This is a genomic window from Kribbella sp. CA-247076, assembly GCF_050942445.1.
Classification (GTDB): Bacteria; Actinomycetota; Actinomycetes; order Propionibacteriales; family Kribbellaceae; genus Kribbella.
Genome location: NZ_CP192051.1, coordinates 3,090,457 through 3,106,053, shown reverse-complemented (window position 1 = coordinate 3,106,053; position 15,597 = coordinate 3,090,457). Strand labels below are relative to the sequence as shown.

The window sequence follows — 15,597 nt, the reverse complement described above, 5'->3', positions numbered from 1 at the left end:
AGGCACTCTGCATCATCAAGCCCGCTGGAGGTCAAGGCTCATCCACATCAACTCGTCACCGAGGTCCCGGTCCGGAGTCCTGGCGGGATTGCCGAACCCGTACGCGCGGTAGAAGCCGACGGCCTTCTCGTTCGCGACCAGGACGTCCAGAAGGAGCTCCGGCGTACCCTCCGGCAGGGCCGCGACCGCGGCGTCCAGAAGGGCTCTGCCGATCCCCTGGCCCTGGTGATCCGGGAGCACGTACAGCTTCCACATCACCCAGGAGTCGCCCTCACGGCCGAGGCCGACCATGCCGACGAGTCGGTCTCCCTCCGCGGCGACCAGGGTGATCCCGTTCCGGATCCCGCGCTCGACCACCTCGGGCGACCACCACTGCGCCAGCCCGTCGACGACGAACTCCTCCGAGGCCAGACCGCCGTACGCCACCGGCCAGGTCTTCAGCCCGATCTCCCGCACCGCCTCGACGTCGCCGATCCCGGCCCGGCGTACCTCGATCACCCGTGCACCACCACCGTCTGCCCGTCCGGATCCACGATCTCCAGCCGGTTCCCCACTCGACTCACCCGGTAGTCCGCCAGCCGGCGCTCTACGTCCGCCAGATCCTCGGTGGTCGTCAACTCGAGCCGTATGGCGAACTCCGGGCCCGCACCGAAGTGGACCCGCTGATCGGTGCCGAGTACGTCGAGCAGGCGCTCCCAAGCAGCCTGGTCGGCACCGAGCAGGCACGGCGTCACCGACCAGCGCTCGTCCGGCCGGGTCTCGTGGACCTTGTAGCCGTACAGGTCCGGGTTGCGCTCGTCGATCCACAGCTTCGTGCCGTCCGGTCCGGCCGCGGACAGCACCCGGCCGAACGCCTCGTCGAAGATCGTCGCGTCGTCGTACCCGGCGTTCTCCAAGGTCACCTTCAACGCGTCGACGTCCGCCGCCTCGAACGTGAGAGTCGTGTGCCCGGCCGGACTGCCGTTGTCGCTGGTGGCGGCGTCGTGCAGGGACACCGCCCCGCGACCGGCCGACAGCACCGCCCAGCCGCCGCGTTCGGACTCGATCCGCGCCCGCAGGCCGAGCTCCTCAAGGAACGCCTGCATCGCCTTGACGTTCGCCGCGAACCGCAACGGCCGGATCACCACACCACTCATCCTCGGGCCTCCCCGTGCTTGTCCAGGTACTCCGCCAACGCCTGCTCCACCAGCGCCGACAGACTCGCCCCCTCGTCGATCGCCTTGTGCTTCACCCGCCGAATCAACCCCACCGGCAAATACACATTGAACTGCGCCTTCTTGTTACTCTCCTCAGGCATGGCCATATTGCTAGCATCCTAGATAGCCAATCGTCAACGGAAGGGTCCGGCGAATGAACCTCCGCTTCGACCACCTCGGCCTGCTCTCCGACACCACCGCCAAGAACCAGGAGATCGCCGCGTTCTTCGGCGACGTCCTCGGCCTGGAGATCTCCGGGAACGCCGCCGAGGGGTACGCCGAGGTGAAGGCCGGCGCGATGACGATCGCGCTGCACACCGGCGCGATGGTGGACGACTACGGCGCGCACGGAGGCACGCTGCTGCAGTTCAGCAGCGACAACGTCCGGGCCGACGTCGAGGAGATCCGCGGCCGCGGAGGCAGAATCGTGCTCGAGCCGACCGAGACCGACTGGGGGACGACGTCGGCGTACGTCGCGGGGCCGCACGGCATCCTGGTGGAGCTTTACAAGTTCAACTCCTGAGTCCGCACGCGCGTGGTGGCGGGTGCCGTGCGCACCCGCCACCACCTACTGCTCAGACAGCGGCGTGCAGGGCTTCGTCGAGGTCTTTGACTAGTTTGTGTTTGGGGCGGGCGCCGACGACGGACCAGATGATCTCGCCGTGGTGGAACAGCATCAGGGTCGGCAGGGCCATCACGCGGTAGCGGGCGGCGATCGCCGGGTTCTCGTCGGAGTTCAGCTTGACCACCGTCAGGTCGTTGCGCTCGGCATCGATCTGGGCGAGCACCGGCGCGATCTGGTGGCACGGCGGGCACCACTCAGCCCAGAAGTCGACCAGCACCGGCTGATCGGCGTTCAGCACCTGCTCGTCGAAGGTTGCCTCGTCGACCGTTCGCAAACCACTCATCGTTGTCTCGTCCTCCAGCTCTCGGCATCGGTCAGGAGGTCGGTCAGCCGGGCCCGCAGCTCGGTCAGCTCGGCGATCCGCCGGTCCACGTCGGCGATCCGGGTCCGGTACGCCGTCAGCGACGCCGGGCACACGTCCGCCCGCTCGTTCCCGGCGCGCAGGCACTCGATGAACGGGTACGTCTGCTCCGCGGTCAGCCCGAGGGACAGCAACGCCTTCACCTCGCGGACGACGACCACGTCGCCGGCGTCGTACGTCCGGTACCCGTTGGCTTCCCGCCGTGGTTTCAGCAGTCCCTGCGCCTCGTAGTACCGCACCGCCTTGACCGTCACCCCGGCCTCGGCCGCCAGATCGCTGATCCGCATCCCGCCTCCTTCACCCCGACGCTAAACCTTGCCCGCAGGGTCAAGGTCAAGCCAGCGTAGTCGGCGATCTCAGGAGACGTAGGCGGTGACCCACTCCCCGAGCACCTTCGCGCTGGCGTCGACCAGGGCCGGCCAGTCGAGGGCGCTCTCGTCGGCCGAGTCGGATACGTGCTTCACGACCCGCACCGGTACGCCGTACTCACGGCACGCGTAGACGACGCCGTACGCCTCCATGTCCACCAGATGCGCTCGCTCGGCCAGCCGGGCCCGTACGGCGGGATCGGTCACGAACACATCGCCCGACGCCAGCACCGTCCCGTCCCCGCCCTCGACCTGCAACGTCTCCTGCGGATCGATCCCCAACGCCCGTACGGCGTCCGCGTTGATGTCGTGGTTGATCACCTGCGACGGCAGGTACAACCCCGCCATCCCATCCCGCAACGCCCCGGTCGTCCCCACATTCAACACGACCAGGTCATTCGTATCCCGCTCCCCCAATGCCCGCGCAGTAGCCACCGCCGCCGCAGTCTTCCCAAGCCCACTCACCACCACCGGCACCCTCGCCGGCACATACCTGGCCTCGCCGGCAACCGCGCTGACCACCAAGTACTCCGTCACCCTCAGAGCGAACCTTTCGCCGACGGCACCAAATCCCGGTGCGAACTGGTGCTGCTCAGCCGACGGTGACGGTGGGGTCGCCTGGGTCGACGGACTCGCCCATCTCCTCGGCGATGCGCATGGCCTCTTCGATCAGGGTCTCGACGATGGCGGCTTCGGGGACGGTCTTGATGACCTCGCCCTTGACGAAGATCTGGCCCTTGCCGTTGCCGGAGGCGACGCCCAGGTCGGCCTCGCGGGCCTCGCCCGGGCCGTTGACGACGCAGCCCATGACGGCCACGCGGAGCGGGACCTCCATGCCCTCCAGGCCGGCGGTGACCTGCTCGGCCAGCGTGTAGACGTCCACCTGGGCGCGGCCGCAGGACGGGCAGGAGACGATCTCGAGCTTGCGCTCGCGCAGGTTCAGCGACTGCAGGATCTGCAGGCCGACCTTGACCTCCTCGACCGGCGGCGCCGACAGCGACACCCGGATGGTGTCGCCGATGCCCTTGGACAGCAGCGCACCGAAGGCGACCGACGACTTGATCGTGCCCTGGAACGCCGGCCCGGCCTCGGTGACGCCGAGGTGCAGCGGCCAGTCGCCGGCCTCGGACAGCAGCTCGTACGCGCGCACCATCACGACCGGGTCGTTGTGCTTGACCGAGATCTTGAAGTCGTGGAAGTCGTGCTCCTCGAACAGCGACGCCTCCCAGACGGCCGACTCGACCAGCGCCTCCGGCGTCGCCTTGCCGTACTTCTGCAGCAGCCGCGGATCCAGCGACCCGGCGTTCACGCCGATCCGGATCGAGGTGCCGTGGTCCTTGGCGGCGGCCGCGATCTCCTTCACCTGGTCGTCGAACTTGCGGATGTTGCCCGGGTTCACCCGGACCGCCGCGCAGCCCGCCTCGATCGCGGCGAACACGTACTTCGGCTGGAAGTGGATGTCGGCGATCACCGGGATCTGCGAGTGCTGCGCGATCTCCGGCAGCGCGTCCGCGTCGTCCTGCGACGGGCAGGCCACCCGGACGATGTCGCAGCCGGCCGCGGTCAGCTCCGCGATCTGCTGCAGCGTCGTGTTGACGTCCGCGGTCAGCGTCGTCGTCATCGACTGCACCGAGATCGGCGCGTCACCACCGACCAGCACCTTGCCCACCTTGATCTGGCGGGTCTTGCGGCGCGGAGCGAGGGTCGGCGGAGGCAGCGCGGGCATGCCCAGGTTGATGCTCATGGGTCCTTTATCCGTTGAGGAGCGTTATCCGTTGAAGAGCCTGATCGGGTTGACGATGTCGGCGATGACGAGCAGGACGCCCATCACCACGATCACACTGGCCGCGACGTACGCGACCGGGAGCAGCTTGGCGACGTCGACGTACCCGGGGTCGGGCCGGCCGAAGAGCCGGGCGATGCCGCGGCGGAGGCCTTCCCAGATCGCGCCGGCCATGTGGCCGCCGTCGAGCGGCAGCAGCGGGATGAAGTTGAACAGGGCGAGGAACAGGTTCAGCGAGGCGAGCAGCGAGATCAGGAACGCGATCCGCTCGCCGCCGGTGAGTGACTGGTTCGAGGCGATCTCGCCGGCCACCCGGCTGGCGCCGACGACGCTCATCGGGCTGTCCTCGTCGCGATCGCCGCCGACGATCGACTTGGCCACGCCGACCAGCTTCTCCGGGAAGTTGCCGATCGCCTTGACCGTCGCGACGGTCAGCTCGCCCATCTTGCTGACGACGAAGCCGAAGTCCTGCCGCTCGACTTTCATCTCCGGCGACACGCCGAGGAACCCGACGGACACGATCTTGTCCGAGCCGGCCTCGTCGCGGACCTGGTTGATGATCGTGTTCGTCTGCAGCGTCTGCTCGGCACCGTTGCGCTCGACAACGATCGTCGCGGGCTTGTCGGTGTTCGCCCGGATGAGCGGGGTGAGCTGGTCCCAGCTGGTGATCTGGGTGCCGTTGAAGGCAACGATCCGGTCGCCGACCTGGAAGCCTGCGGTCTTGGCCGGCGACACCTGGTCACCCGCCTCGCACTTGCGGTCGGCGGTCGCCTCGGAGGCGGGTACGACGCAGTCGGTGACGGTGGCCACGGTCGTCTGCGCGACGTTGGCGCCGTACAGCATGAAGAGGCCGCCGAAGAGCACGAACGCGATCACCACGTTCACCAGCGGGCCGGACGCCATCACGATCAGCTTCTTCCACCACACCTTCTGGTAGAAGAGTCGGCCGTTGTCGGCCGGGTCGATGGTCTCGTACTCCGCGGTGCGAGCGTTCTCCACCATCGACTGGATCGGGCCGGTGTTCGCCTTCCGGACCTTGCTCGGGTCCTCACCCTTGGCCGGCGGCATCATCCCGATGATCCGGACGAACCCGCCGGCCGGGATCGCCTTGATGCCGTACTCGGTCTCACCGCGCTTGGTCGACCACAGCGTCCGGCCGAAACCGACGAAGAACTGGGTCACCTTCATCCCGAACGCCTTCGCCGGCAGCATGTGCCCCAGCTCGTGCAGGCCGACCGAGATCAGGATGCCGGCCACGAACAGCACGATGCCGATAACAGTGAGAAGCGCGGTCATGCCTTCGTGGTCTCCTGGCTGTGGTCGGTCCTACGGTCGGTCGTGGCGGTCAGCTCCCGGGCCCGGGCGCGAGCCCAGTCGTCGGCGGCGAGGACGTCGTCGACGGACAGTTCCTCATACGAGGGTACGTCGTGCTCGGTCACCACCCGGGCCACGGTGTCGACGATCGCCAGGAACGGCAGCCGCCCGTCCCGGAACGCCTGCACGCAGACCTCGTTGGCGGCGTTGAACACCGCCGGCGCCGTCCCGCCGCGGGTGCCCGCCTCGCGGGCCAGTTGCACCGCCGGGAACGCCTCGCCGTCGAGCGGCAGGAACTGCCAGGTGCTCGCCTCGGCCCAGTTCCACGGCGGCGACGCGTCCGGTATCCGGTCAGGCCAGCCGAGCCCGAGCGCGATCGGCACCGTCATCGTCGGTACGCCGATCTGCGCGATCGTCGACCCGTCGGCGAACTCGACCATCGAGTGGATCGCCTGCTGCGGGTGGACGACGACGTCGATCCGGTCCATCGGCAGGCCGAACAGCAGGTGGGCCTCGATCAGCTCGAGGCCCTTGTTCACCAGGTTCGCGGAGTTGATCGTGACCACCGGGCCCATCGCGAAGTTCGGGTGGGCCAGGGCCTGCTCGACCGTGACGTCCGCGAGCTCACTGCGGGCCCGGCCGAGGAACGGGCCGCCGCTGGCGGTCAACACCAGCTTGTGCACCTCGTCGGCCGACCCGCCGCGCAAACACTGCGCGATCGCGCTGTGCTCGGAGTCGACCGGGACGATCTGGCCCGGCTTCACCCGGCGGGTGACCAGCGGACCGCCGATGACCAGGGACTCCTTGTTCGCGAGCGCGAGGGTGTTTCCGGCATCGAGCGCGGCGAGCGTCGGCTGCAGCCCGACCGAACCGTTGATGCCGTTGAGAACCACGTCACACGGCATCGCCGCGAGCTCGCTGGCCGCCTCTGGGCCGGTGACGATCTTGGGGATGCGGAACTCGCCCTGCGCGTAGCCCTTGCGCTGCGCCTCGGCGTAGAACGCCAACTGCAGGTCCTGGGCGACTGTGGCCTTCGCCACCGCGACCACCTCGACGCCGAACTCCAGCGCCTGCTCGGCGAGCAAGGCCACGTTGTCGCCGCCGGCCGAGATCGCCAGCACGCGGAAGCGGTCCCGGTTGCGGCCGATCAGCTCGAGCGCCTGCGTGCCCACCGAGCCGGTCGAGCCGAGGATGACGACGGTTCGCGAATTCACGCCAGCCATTGTCCCAGGTCGGCACGGAAAGTAGTTACCCGGCGAGGTAGAGCGTGAACTGCTGGCGTCCGAAGCGGAGCTGGTCGCCGTCGCGGACCATCGCGGTCCGCACGGCCTCACCGTTCACCCGGGTCCCGTTGGTCGAGCCGAGGTCGCGGAGCTCGTAGCCGGTCGCGTCGATCTTCAGCAGCTCCGCGTGGTGCCGGCTCACCTGCGGCCGGTCCAGGATCAGGTCGCAATCAGACGCGCGCCCGATCCGCACCAGATCGAGCAGCGGTACGACGTCCCCGTCTGTGCCGACCAGGACCGGCTGGGTCCCGGTGTCCAGCGCCGACGCGATCTGCCCGGCTCCGGCGGAGCGGATCGGCAGCGAGACGATCAGGTCGTCCCCCTTGTCCACGCGCAGGTTGTGCTGAGCGCCGTACCCCTGCAGCAGGTCGTCGGACTCGTCGATCACCACCGCGGACACGTGGTAGTACCCCGGTGGCAGTTGTGCGTACGCCGCCCCGCCGAGCGTGGTCGTGAGCACCAGAGCGTCGTACTCGCGGTGACTGACGTCAGTGATCGTGATCAGGACCGGGTCGTTGGCCTCCAGATGCGCCTCGGCGCCGGAGTCGCCCGGTGTGAACTCGACGGTCAGCAGCGGCGCGGGCCCGAGGCCCTCGAGCCCGACGAGCCGGTCGACGACGGGAACAGTGCCGGTGGGCAGGGACAGCGGCACGTACTGACCGGGCGACCGCACGAGTACGTCGAGCCGCGGGCGCAACGACCGGACCTTGCGGCGCGCGAGCAGGAACGCACCCACCATCCCCTTGCCGAAGATGAAGGCCACGTCGCCGACAACGGCCCGCACGAATCCACTGATCGGTTCCATCCTCACCCCCGGCAGTTCAGTATTCCGGAACCGCGACTTCGGTACGGCGTCCGTCGGTGTGCCGCCCGTGGTCTAGCGTGGGCGCCCGTGTCTGACGCTGTGTTGATCGTCGAGAACGACCCCGGCAGCGGCCCCGGCCGACTGCTCCGCTGGCTGAACGACCGCGGTCTGGAGCCGGTCGTCGTCCGGGCCTGGGACGGTGAGCCGATTCCGCCCAGCGCCGATGCGTACGCCGCGCTGATCCTTCTCGGCGGTGGGATGCTTCCCGACGCCGATGACGCCTCACCGTGGCTGCCGGCCGAGCGGGCGCTGCTGCGCGCGACTACGGAGGACGGCACGGTGCCGGTGGTCGGCATCTGCCTCGGAGCGCAACTGCTGGCGCACACGTTCGGTGGTGAGGTGCGTGGAAAGCACGGTCTACCCGAGAAGGGCGTGACCGAACTCAGCCTGCTGCCGGCCGCCGAAGACGACCCACTGCTCGCGGGGCTGCCGGCCACAGTCCGGGCGGTCGAGAGTCACCAGGACCAGATCACCCGCCTGCCCGCCGACGCCGTACCCCTGATGTCGAGCGAACGCTGCGAGCACCAGATGCTGCGGATCGGCCGCAGCTGGGGTGTTCAGTTCCATCCCGAGGTCACCCTCGACCGGGTACGCCGCTGGGACGCCGACGGCATGCGGTCGTGGGGATTCGACCCGGACACCGTGATCGCCGAGGCGGAGCGGCGGGAGAATGAGCTGGAGCACACCTGGTCCGCGGTGTTCGACCGGTTCCTGGACGTCGGTGTGCGGCCCGCCGCGACCGGTGGGAACGCTACCGTTGGGGAATGAGTCTGGAGCAGCCGCCGCCCGGTCACCGGGCCTCTGACCACGACCGTGAGCGAGCCGCCGCGATGGTCCAGGAAGCGCACAGCGACGGGCGGCTCGACTTCCAGGAACTGGACGAGCGGCTCACCCAGATCTACTCCGCCAAGACCCAGCTCGAGCTGCGCAACGTGACCGCGGACCTGGTCCCGGTCGCGCACGGCAGCAACGCGGCCGAGCTGACCATCCGGGCGAAGTACAGCGCGCAGAAGCGCGAAGGCCCGTGGACCGTGCCCGAGCGCGTGGTCGCGGTCGCCGTGCACTCCTCGGTTCGCCTCGACTTCACCGAAGCGCTGGTCCGGTGGCCGGAGATTCATGTCGACGCGCAGGCCAAGCACAGCTCCGTGATCATGATCGTGCCGGAGGGCTGGAGCATCGACCTGGACTCCGTCGACATCGTGCACGGGGCGGCGAAGAACAAGGCGACCACGCCCCGGGCCGGCGGCGTCCGGCTGCGGGTGACCGGTCAGGCGAAGCACGGCTCGATCATCGTGCGGCACGCGCGCAAGCGGCACTGGTGGTGGCCCTGGTACCGGAAGTGAGCCGCTGTGCATGAGTTCAGCGGCGTGAGTGCAGCGGCGTGAACCAGGCGACACCGCCGAGTGGCTCCCGGAGGTCGCCGTAGCGGCTAGCGTGAGCTTCATGACGGCTTCGCTGGATCTTGTGGACGTGGACTCGCTGCTGACCGCGGAGGAGGTCGACGTCCGGGCGACCGCGCGGCGGTTCGCGGACGAGCGGCTGCGGCCGTCGCTGCCGGAATGGTTCGAGTCCGCGAGCATCCCGGCGCGTGAGCTGGCGAAGGAGCTGGGTGCCCTCGGGTTCCTCGGCATGCACCTGACCGGGTACGGGTGTGCCGGCGTCGGGCCGGTCGCGTACGGGCTGGCCTGCCTGGAGATCGAGGCGGCCGACTCCGGGATGCGTTCGCTGGTGTCGGTGCAGGGCTCGCTGGCGATGTACGCGATCTGGAAGTACGGCAGCGAGGACCAGAAGAACGAGTGGCTGCCGCGGATGTCCGCCGGCGAGGCGATCGGCTGCTTCGGGCTGACCGAACCCGACTTCGGCTCGAACCCGGCCGGGATGCGCACGACCGCGCGCCGCGACGGCGACGACTGGGTGCTGAACGGCTCGAAGATGTGGATCACCAACGGTTCGGTGGCCGACGTCGCCGTCGTATGGGCCCGGACGGACGACGGCGTGCGCGGCTTCGTCGTACCGACGTCGACGCCGGGGTTCTCGGCGCCGGAGATCACCGGGAAGCTGTCGCTGCGGGCGTCGGTCACGTCGGAGCTGGTGCTGGCCGACGTACGGCTGCCGGGGTCGGCTCTCCTGCCGGAGGCGCGCGGTCTGTCCGGCCCGCTCGGCTGCCTGAACGAGGCCCGCTTCGGCATCATCTTCGGCGCGATGGGCGCGGCCCGGGACTGCCTGGAGACCGCACTCGCGTACGCCGGTGAGCGGACCGTGTTCGACAAGCCTTTGGCCGGCTACCAGCTGACCCAGGCGAAGCTCGCCGACATGGCGGTCGAGCTGAACAAGGGCCTGCTGCTCGCCGTCCACCTCGGCCGGCTGAAGGAGAAGGGCACGCTGCGGCCCGAGCAGGTCAGCGTGGGCAAGCTCAACAACGTGCGCGAGGCGATCGCGATCGCCCGCGAGTGCCGGACGATCCTGGCCGCCAACGGCATCAGCGGCGAGTACCCGATCATGCGGCACGCGAACAACCTGGAGTCCGTGCTCACCTACGAGGGCACCTCCGAGGTCCACCAGCTGGTCATCGGCCAGGCGCTGACCGGGCAGGCCGCCTTCCGCTGAACCATGCATGAGGTTTGCCGCCCTGGGTACCGTGAGTGAGCGGGGACTACACAAAGTCATCGCGACACCCCGCGCTGTGTCACACTGTGCCCGTCTCCGCCCGCGGCGCTCGTACGCCAGGAAGGAGCAACCATGAGGATCGGTGCCGGTATCGCGCTGATCGCCCTCGGCGCCATCATCGCCTTCGCCGTCCGGGACACCTCCGAGTCGCTGAACCTGACCGCGCTCGGGATCATCATCATGCTCGCCGGCGTGGCCGGCATCTGGGTGTCCTACCGGCTCGCCAACCCGCACAAGCGGGAGGACTTCACCGTGATCGACCCGTCGGTGGAGAAGCAGTACAACACCGACCCGCCGGAGCAGGTCGCCACCCGGCCGATCGACGTCACCCCGTCCCACCTGCGCGAGGAACAGCGCCGGGACTAGCCCAGAGGCGTAAGCAGGTAGGTGCAGGGATCTGCGAGGAACAGCGCCGGGACTAGACGAGCGGTTTGAGCAGGTAGGTGCAGGGGTCTGCGTGGCTCCGGACGACGTTGCCCTCGGCATCTTTCTCGGTCCAGGTGTCGACGACGTCCGCGCCGTCCCACGGCCGGTAGCCGAGCCGGTCGTACAACCTGCGGGCGCCCGCGTTGTCCGCCTCGACGGCCAGCCCGATCGCGGGCTTGGCCCAGTCGACGGCGATCGCCTCGGCCGCGCGGATGATCGCCGTACCGACGCCCTGCCCGGGGACGTAGGCGTGCAGTGCGTTGATCTCGGCGACGTCGTGCGCGGCGCGGACCTCGGCGTACTTCGACCGGCTGAACAGCATCGTGTGGCCGACGACCTCGCCGTCGCGGTGCGCGAGCAGGAACAGGCCGTCGCCGCGGTGCTGCGTCTCCCAGCGTTCGCGCAGGTGGTGCTGCGAGGCCGGCTCGGCCGAAGCGATCAGCCGCTCGAGGTCGGCTTGGGTGGCGGGCCTGATATCCATCGTCCGACCGTACGGCGCAGTCGCGGCGAGCCGCACCTGCTTTAAGGCTGCCTGAAGGGTCGGGCGGACCGTAGACGCATGGACCGGAATCGGGAGTTGCTGGAGCGGTTGTGGGCCGCTGAAGGGCAGTTGGCGCTGTCGGCCGAGGCCGAGCACGAGCTGCGTACGGAGGACTACGTGCTGGAGATGCCGCAGTCCGGGGAGCGCATCGTCGGGCGGGACACGATGCGGGAGATGCAGCGGGAGTACCCGAACCCGCCGTCGATCGAGGTCCTGCGGATCACCGGGAGCGGCGACCACTTCGTCCTGCTCGGCCGGTCCGACTACGACGGGGAGATCTACTTCGTCGCGAACGTCGTCGAGTTCCGGGACGGGCGGATCGCGCGGGAGACCCGGATCTACGGGGCCCCGTTCGAGCGACCCGCATGGCGAGCGAAGTACGCCGACTGAAGGTGCGCCTTCGGGCGCCTTACTTGGCGACCTCGGTGGCGCGGGACTCGCGGACGACGGTGACGCGGATCTGGCCGGGGTAGGTCAGCTCCTCCTCGACCTGCTTGGCGATGTCGCGCGCCATCACCTGCGCGCCGATGTCGTCGACGGCGTCCGGGAGCACCATCACCCGGATCTCCCGGCCGGCCTGCATCGCGAACACCTTCTCGACCCCGTCGTGGTGCATCGCGATCTCCTCGAGCCGCTCGAGCCGCTGCACGTACGCCTCCAGCGACTCCCGCCGCGCGCCCGGCCGGCCACCGCTGACCGCGTCCGCCGCCTGGGTCAGCACCGCCTCGACCGTCCGCACCTCGACCTCGTTGTGGTGCGCCTCGATGCAGTGGACGACGTCGTCGTTCTCGCCGTACTTGCGGGCCAACTCGGCCCCGACGATCGCGTGACTGCCCTCGGACTCGTGCGTCAGCGCCTTCCCGACGTCGTGCAGGAACGCGCCGCGCTTGCACAGCTTCGGATCCAGCCCGAGCTCGGCCGCCATCATCCCGGCGATGTGCGCGGACTCGACCAGGTGCTTGAGCACGTTCTGCCCGTACGACGTCCGGTAGCGCAACAGCCCCATCGTCCGGGCCAGCTCCGGATGCAGGTCGGTGATGCCGACCTCCGCCATCGCGTCCTCGGCGGCCCGCTCGCACAGCTCAGCGACCTCGCCCTTGCTGCGTTCGTAGATCTCCTCGATCCGGCTCGGGTGGATCCGGCCGTCGAGGACGAGCGAATCCAGGGTCAGCCGCGCGGTCTCCCGCCGTACCGGGTCGAAGCAGGACAGCAGCACTGCCTCCGGGGTGTCGTCGATGATCAGATTGACCCCGGTGGTCTGCTCGAACGACCGAATGTTGCGGCCCTCACGGCCGATGATCCGGCCCTTCATGTCGTCGCTGGGTAGATGCACGACCGAGACGACCGACTCGCTGGTCTGCTCCGACGCCAGCCGCTGGACCGCCCCGGTGATGATCTTGCGCGCCTTCGTCTCACCCTCGTCCAGCGCCTGCCGCTCGAGGTCGCGCACGATCGTGTGCGCGTGCCGTTTCGCCTCCGCCTCGATCGCCGCCACGAGCTCGGCCTTCGCCTGCTCGGTGGTCAGGTTCGCGACGCCCTCCAGGATCCGCCGGCGCTCGTCCTCCAGGTCCCGGATCTCGGCCTTGCGCCGATCCAGCTCGGCCAGCTGCGCGGTCAGCTCGGTCTGGCGCTCCTCGATCGCGCGGTGCTGCTCGTCGAGCCGCTCCTCCCGCTCGGTCAGCCGGTGCTCCCGGCGTTCCATCTCCAGGCGCTGCTCGCGCAGGTCGTCCCGGATCGACTGCGCTTCCGACTCCGCTTCCCGCCGTACGTCGGACGCCCGCTGCTCCGCCTCCCGGCGTACCTCCGAGGCCCGGTCCTCCGCGGCGCGACGGATCTCCTCCGCCCGCTGCTCGGCCGCCTCGGCCCGGACCCGCAGGACCGCCGCCTCCTCCTCGGCCTGGCGGCGGACCGCCTCGGCCGCGGACTTCGCGCCGGCGGTGATGGTGGCAGCCTCGAGCTCGGCGGCCGCCGACCCCTCGGCGGCCTTCCGGCGGGAGAGGGTGAAACCGATCCAGGCCAACAACCCGGCGATCAGCAGTCCGATCAGAGACAGCCCGACTGACGTAGCGCTCATCGGCGTCTCCCCTCTTTCGAGTCACGCACCAGGCGGGACTTTGTGGTCGGTCGAAGGGATTCGCCACAGGTACAGCTGACCGGACTACCGCCGACGGTACGGCTGACCGCACCACCGGGGTACGGCGGTGCATGTCCTTCCGTTGCGGCGGTACCGCTTCGCTTCCGGCGGCCTCTGGGTGTGCATCACCCAATTCCAACTACTGGCCGCCACCGCGAACGCGGTGCCCGTCTATCGACGGCGCTGCGAGTCGCCGTCGTCAGTCTTCAGCTCGGTCGAGCGTGGTGTCTGTCTTCTCGCCGGCCGGTCGGCCGGTGATCAACCGACCTGCCGGTGCTATAACCGCCACCATCAGGTGGAGTGATCCCTTACTGTTTCCGAGGCTAAGCGCGCCCCCCACCCCGGTCAAGACGGACACCCCACCCCCGGTCCCTTCATCCCGCCACGAAGTCCCGCACCACCCCGACCAACGCAATCAGCAAACCACCGACAGTCAGCAGCACCGTCAGCCCCTCATACCCACGCCGGCCGGCTTGCGGTGTCACCGCCCTGCCTGGTTGCGGCTGTGGCTCAAACCGCATGGCCGTCAGCCCGGCGAAATCGTCCCGAGGCCACATCAAGGTCGGCAGCCCGCCGAACCCCTCACCCCGCACGAGCCGCGGCAAACCACGCTTGTACCCCACGTGGTAGTCGCATGTGCCCGCCAGACCCCGAACTATCCAGAGACACGGCCGATGCTTCACGGTCTCCACCCGGCATCGGGTCAGCCTGACCGCGAGCAGATAGAACAGCAGGATCCCGCCGAAGACCACAGCCGCGGTCCACTGGCCGCCATACGCCGCTATCGCGGCGAGTACCGTGAGAAGCAATCCCCAAGCCTTGAACCGCGCCGGCTTACGCCGCCGGATCCGCCGCCGCGAGCTCCCCATGCCACCCTCCCTGAGGATGACACTCTAAAGTCAACCAACTACTCACCGCGACCACCGCGGCGCGCCGCCTTGACAACAGCGCACTGCCCCTTCGACCGGGCCGCGCACGCTGCGCACGTACGACGGGCTGTACGCCGCGCACCTACGACGGGTCGCACGCTGCGCACGTACAACGGGTTGAGACGGTGCACCCATCATCGCGCTGGGTGCGGCCCGTTTGGTGCTACGGGCGCGGGCCGGGGAGGCCGCCTTCCGACTCTGGGTTCGAGTCGCCGGACTCGGTCGATCCGGTGACGGTGCCGCCGGTCTGCGTTCCGTCAGGCACCGAGCCCGCCGAACTCGACGGCTCAGCCGCCGGATCGGGAGCCTGCCCACCAACAACTCCCCCACCACCCGCAGCTCCATCGCCACTCGCAGCTCCGTCACCACGCGGTGCTTCGTCGCCACCCGCAGTTCCGTCGCCGCGCGGTGCTCCGTCACCGCCCGCCGACTCAGCTCCACCACGGTCGGCCGGGTCTCCGCCACCTCCGGCCTCGGGCACCCCGCCGCCCTGACCCGACGTACCAGCCTGCCCCGCAGCATCAGGCGCCCCATCATCCGGCCCCGACTCAGCCGCAGCACTCCCAGCATCCCCACCCGCCTGCTCGCTGGTTGGACCGCCTGACCGCTCGGCGCCCGCATTCCCCGCTCCACCGCTGCCCGGTTCACCGGTGGACTGCTCCGCGTCCTGCGATTCCGCCGTGCTCGTGCCTCCGGTCTCTCCGCTCGCCTGCTGACCGCCCGCCTGCTGCTCGCCCGGCTGCTGCCCGCTCGACTGCTGCTCGGCCGGCTGGTCCGCGCCTGGCTGGTCGGGGGTGGTGTTGGCCGCTTCGCCTGACTGGGAGTCGACGTACGTGCCGACCTTCTGCTGGACGGTGTCGACCTTCTCGGCGTACTTGCCGCCGGTCTGCTTGTCGATCAGATCGCCGGCCTTCTCCACGCCAGCCTTGATCTTGTCCGGGTTCTGCTTGACGACGTTCCGGAGCCAGTTCTTCGCCTGTTCCTGGAAATCGCTCATTGCACCCTCCGCGGTGTCAGGGGCGGATCGACCGAAAATGCCAGCCTACGGACCGGCCCAAACACCGGCCCCACTTCGGATGACACACCGTGAACCCCCACCCGTCAA

The 15,597-nt window shown here is 69.3% G+C and carries 20 protein-coding genes; 6 read left to right on the top strand and 14 right to left on the bottom strand.

All coding sequences use genetic code 11. The annotated features are described in order from the left end of the window. Positions 1-15: 15 nt before the first annotated feature. The 3 genes from ACQPYZ_RS14730 to ACQPYZ_RS14720 are packed head-to-tail and all read right to left on the bottom strand — an operon-like array spanning position 16 to position 1,297. The gene (locus ACQPYZ_RS14730) at positions 16-498 is read right to left on the bottom strand and encodes a GNAT family N-acetyltransferase (protein WP_433168431.1); all 483 of its coding nucleotides are present in this window, start codon (positions 496-498) and stop codon (positions 16-18) included. Further along, positions 495-1,136: a VOC family protein gene (locus ACQPYZ_RS14725; RefSeq protein ID WP_433168429.1), complete on the bottom strand. Its 642-nt coding sequence runs from the start codon at positions 1,134-1,136 to the stop codon at positions 495-497. The genes ACQPYZ_RS14730 and ACQPYZ_RS14725 overlap by 4 nt, the downstream gene beginning before the upstream one ends. Further along, positions 1,133-1,297: a ribbon-helix-helix domain-containing protein gene (locus tag ACQPYZ_RS14720; RefSeq protein ID WP_433168428.1), complete on the bottom strand. Its 165-nt coding sequence runs from the start codon at positions 1,295-1,297 to the stop codon at positions 1,133-1,135. Before ACQPYZ_RS14720 ends, ACQPYZ_RS14725 begins: the two co-directional genes overlap by 4 nt. Positions 1,298-1,350: 53 nt before the next feature. Here ACQPYZ_RS14720 and ACQPYZ_RS14715 point away from each other — a divergent pair, with 53 nt between their 5' ends. Further along, a complete protein-coding gene (locus ACQPYZ_RS14715; protein ID WP_433168426.1) occupies positions 1,351-1,719 on the top strand; it encodes a VOC family protein in 369 nt (122 codons plus the stop codon). A gap of 52 nt (positions 1,720-1,771) precedes the next feature. On the opposite strand, the gene trxA is transcribed toward ACQPYZ_RS14715, so the two are convergent. The 7 genes from trxA to ACQPYZ_RS14680 all read right to left on the bottom strand — a co-directional run bounded on the left by trxA (position 1,772) and on the right by ACQPYZ_RS14680 (position 7,735). Then, positions 1,772-2,104: a thioredoxin gene (gene trxA / locus ACQPYZ_RS14710; RefSeq protein WP_433168424.1), complete on the bottom strand. Its 333-nt coding sequence runs from the start codon at positions 2,102-2,104 to the stop codon at positions 1,772-1,774. Then, entirely contained in the window at positions 2,101-2,469 is a 369-nt protein-coding gene (locus ACQPYZ_RS14705) for a MerR family transcriptional regulator (RefSeq protein WP_433168422.1), read from the bottom strand. Before ACQPYZ_RS14705 ends, trxA begins: the two co-directional genes overlap by 4 nt. Before the next feature lie 69 nt (positions 2,470-2,538). Then, positions 2,539-3,027 carry a nucleosidase gene (locus tag ACQPYZ_RS14700; protein WP_433169684.1) on the bottom strand — a complete coding sequence of 163 codons (489 nt, stop codon included), beginning with the start codon at positions 3,025-3,027 and terminating at the stop codon, positions 2,539-2,541. Positions 3,028-3,142: 115 nt separating this feature from the next. After that, the gene (gene ispG / locus ACQPYZ_RS14695) at positions 3,143-4,294 is read right to left on the bottom strand and encodes a flavodoxin-dependent (E)-4-hydroxy-3-methylbut-2-enyl-diphosphate synthase (RefSeq protein WP_433168420.1); all 1,152 of its coding nucleotides are present in this window, start codon (positions 4,292-4,294) and stop codon (positions 3,143-3,145) included. 24 nt (positions 4,295-4,318) lie between these two features. Further along, entirely contained in the window at positions 4,319-5,629 is a 1,311-nt protein-coding gene (locus tag ACQPYZ_RS14690; protein ID WP_433168418.1) for a M50 family metallopeptidase, read from the bottom strand. Next, positions 5,626-6,870: a 1-deoxy-D-xylulose-5-phosphate reductoisomerase gene (gene dxr, locus ACQPYZ_RS14685; protein WP_433168416.1), complete on the bottom strand. Its 1,245-nt coding sequence runs from the start codon at positions 6,868-6,870 to the stop codon at positions 5,626-5,628. Before dxr ends, ACQPYZ_RS14690 begins: the two co-directional genes overlap by 4 nt. Positions 6,871-6,895: 25 nt before the next feature. Beyond that, the gene (locus tag ACQPYZ_RS14680; protein WP_433168415.1) at positions 6,896-7,735 is read right to left on the bottom strand and encodes an FHA domain-containing protein; all 840 of its coding nucleotides are present in this window, start codon (positions 7,733-7,735) and stop codon (positions 6,896-6,898) included. Between the two features lie 87 nt (positions 7,736-7,822). Between ACQPYZ_RS14680 and ACQPYZ_RS14675 the strand changes: the two genes are divergently transcribed. The 4 genes from ACQPYZ_RS14675 (at position 7,823) to ACQPYZ_RS14660 (ending at position 10,828) form a co-directional block, all read left to right on the top strand. Next, positions 7,823-8,563, top strand: coding sequence for a type 1 glutamine amidotransferase (locus ACQPYZ_RS14675; protein WP_433168413.1), 741 nt, complete (start codon positions 7,823-7,825; stop codon positions 8,561-8,563). Continuing rightward, a complete protein-coding gene (locus ACQPYZ_RS14670; RefSeq protein ID WP_433168411.1) occupies positions 8,560-9,138 on the top strand; it encodes a DUF1707 SHOCT-like domain-containing protein in 579 nt (192 codons plus the stop codon). Before ACQPYZ_RS14675 ends, ACQPYZ_RS14670 begins: the two co-directional genes overlap by 4 nt. 100 nt (positions 9,139-9,238) lie before the next feature. Further along, entirely contained in the window at positions 9,239-10,402 is a 1,164-nt protein-coding gene (locus tag ACQPYZ_RS14665) for an acyl-CoA dehydrogenase family protein (RefSeq protein WP_433168409.1), read from the top strand. A 132-nt stretch (positions 10,403-10,534) separates the two neighbouring features. Beyond that, positions 10,535-10,828: a DUF6458 family protein gene (locus ACQPYZ_RS14660; RefSeq protein WP_433168407.1), complete on the top strand. Its 294-nt coding sequence runs from the start codon at positions 10,535-10,537 to the stop codon at positions 10,826-10,828. Positions 10,829-10,880: 52 nt separating this feature from the next. Here ACQPYZ_RS14660 and ACQPYZ_RS14655 read toward each other — a convergent pair whose 3' ends face one another. Next, positions 10,881-11,369, bottom strand: a complete 489-nt coding sequence (locus ACQPYZ_RS14655) for an N-acetyltransferase family protein (protein ID WP_433168405.1) — start codon at positions 11,367-11,369, stop codon at positions 10,881-10,883. A 78-nt stretch (positions 11,370-11,447) separates the two neighbouring features. Here ACQPYZ_RS14655 and ACQPYZ_RS14650 point away from each other — a divergent pair, with 78 nt between their 5' ends. After that, positions 11,448-11,819, top strand: coding sequence for a nuclear transport factor 2 family protein (locus tag ACQPYZ_RS14650; protein ID WP_433168403.1), 372 nt, complete (start codon positions 11,448-11,450; stop codon positions 11,817-11,819). Between the two features lie 19 nt (positions 11,820-11,838). Here ACQPYZ_RS14650 and rny read toward each other — a convergent pair whose 3' ends face one another. The 3 genes from rny to ACQPYZ_RS14635 form a co-directional block, all read right to left on the bottom strand. Continuing rightward, positions 11,839-13,503 carry a ribonuclease Y gene (gene rny, locus ACQPYZ_RS14645; RefSeq protein ID WP_433168401.1) on the bottom strand — a complete coding sequence of 555 codons (1,665 nt, stop codon included), beginning with the start codon at positions 13,501-13,503 and terminating at the stop codon, positions 11,839-11,841. Between the two features lie 434 nt (positions 13,504-13,937). After that, entirely contained in the window at positions 13,938-14,432 is a 495-nt protein-coding gene (locus tag ACQPYZ_RS14640; RefSeq protein ID WP_433168399.1) for a hypothetical protein, read from the bottom strand. 223 nt (positions 14,433-14,655) lie between these two features. After that, entirely contained in the window at positions 14,656-15,489 is an 834-nt protein-coding gene (locus ACQPYZ_RS14635; RefSeq protein WP_433168396.1) for an Rv0909 family putative TA system antitoxin, read from the bottom strand. Between the last annotated feature and the right edge of the window lie 108 nt (positions 15,490-15,597).

What these genes read in the sequence shown, in the direction of transcription:
- ACQPYZ_RS14660 (WP_433168407.1), top strand. Translation starts at nt 10,535, where the DNA reads ATGAGGATCGGTGCCGGTATCGCGCTGATCGCCCTCGGCGCCATCATC.
- dxr (WP_433168416.1), bottom strand. Translation starts at nt 6,870, where the DNA reads ATGGCTGGCGTGAATTCGCGAACCGTCGTCATCCTCGGCTCGACCGGC.
- ACQPYZ_RS14665 (WP_433168409.1), top strand. Translation starts at nt 9,239, where the DNA reads ATGACGGCTTCGCTGGATCTTGTGGACGTGGACTCGCTGCTGACCGCG.
- ACQPYZ_RS14640 (WP_433168399.1), bottom strand. Translation starts at nt 14,432, where the DNA reads ATGGGGAGCTCGCGGCGGCGGATCCGGCGGCGTAAGCCGGCGCGGTTC.
- ACQPYZ_RS14715 (WP_433168426.1), top strand. Translation starts at nt 1,351, where the DNA reads ATGAACCTCCGCTTCGACCACCTCGGCCTGCTCTCCGACACCACCGCC.
- ACQPYZ_RS14650 (WP_433168403.1), top strand. Translation starts at nt 11,448, where the DNA reads ATGGACCGGAATCGGGAGTTGCTGGAGCGGTTGTGGGCCGCTGAAGGG.
- trxA (WP_433168424.1), bottom strand. Translation starts at nt 2,104, where the DNA reads ATGAGTGGTTTGCGAACGGTCGACGAGGCAACCTTCGACGAGCAGGTG.
- rny (WP_433168401.1), bottom strand. Translation starts at nt 13,503, where the DNA reads ATGAGCGCTACGTCAGTCGGGCTGTCTCTGATCGGACTGCTGATCGCC.
- ACQPYZ_RS14705 (WP_433168422.1), bottom strand. Translation starts at nt 2,469, where the DNA reads ATGCGGATCAGCGATCTGGCGGCCGAGGCCGGGGTGACGGTCAAGGCG.
- ACQPYZ_RS14680 (WP_433168415.1), bottom strand. Translation starts at nt 7,735, where the DNA reads ATGGAACCGATCAGTGGATTCGTGCGGGCCGTTGTCGGCGACGTGGCC.
- ACQPYZ_RS14655 (WP_433168405.1), bottom strand. Translation starts at nt 11,369, where the DNA reads ATGGATATCAGGCCCGCCACCCAAGCCGACCTCGAGCGGCTGATCGCT.
- ACQPYZ_RS14635 (WP_433168396.1), bottom strand. Translation starts at nt 15,489, where the DNA reads ATGAGCGATTTCCAGGAACAGGCGAAGAACTGGCTCCGGAACGTCGTC.
- ACQPYZ_RS14720 (WP_433168428.1), bottom strand. Translation starts at nt 1,297, where the DNA reads ATGCCTGAGGAGAGTAACAAGAAGGCGCAGTTCAATGTGTATTTGCCG.
- ACQPYZ_RS14690 (WP_433168418.1), bottom strand. Translation starts at nt 5,629, where the DNA reads ATGACCGCGCTTCTCACTGTTATCGGCATCGTGCTGTTCGTGGCCGGC.
- ACQPYZ_RS14725 (WP_433168429.1), bottom strand. Translation starts at nt 1,136, where the DNA reads ATGAGTGGTGTGGTGATCCGGCCGTTGCGGTTCGCGGCGAACGTCAAG.
- ispG (WP_433168420.1), bottom strand. Translation starts at nt 4,294, where the DNA reads ATGAGCATCAACCTGGGCATGCCCGCGCTGCCTCCGCCGACCCTCGCT.
- ACQPYZ_RS14670 (WP_433168411.1), top strand. Translation starts at nt 8,560, where the DNA reads ATGAGTCTGGAGCAGCCGCCGCCCGGTCACCGGGCCTCTGACCACGAC.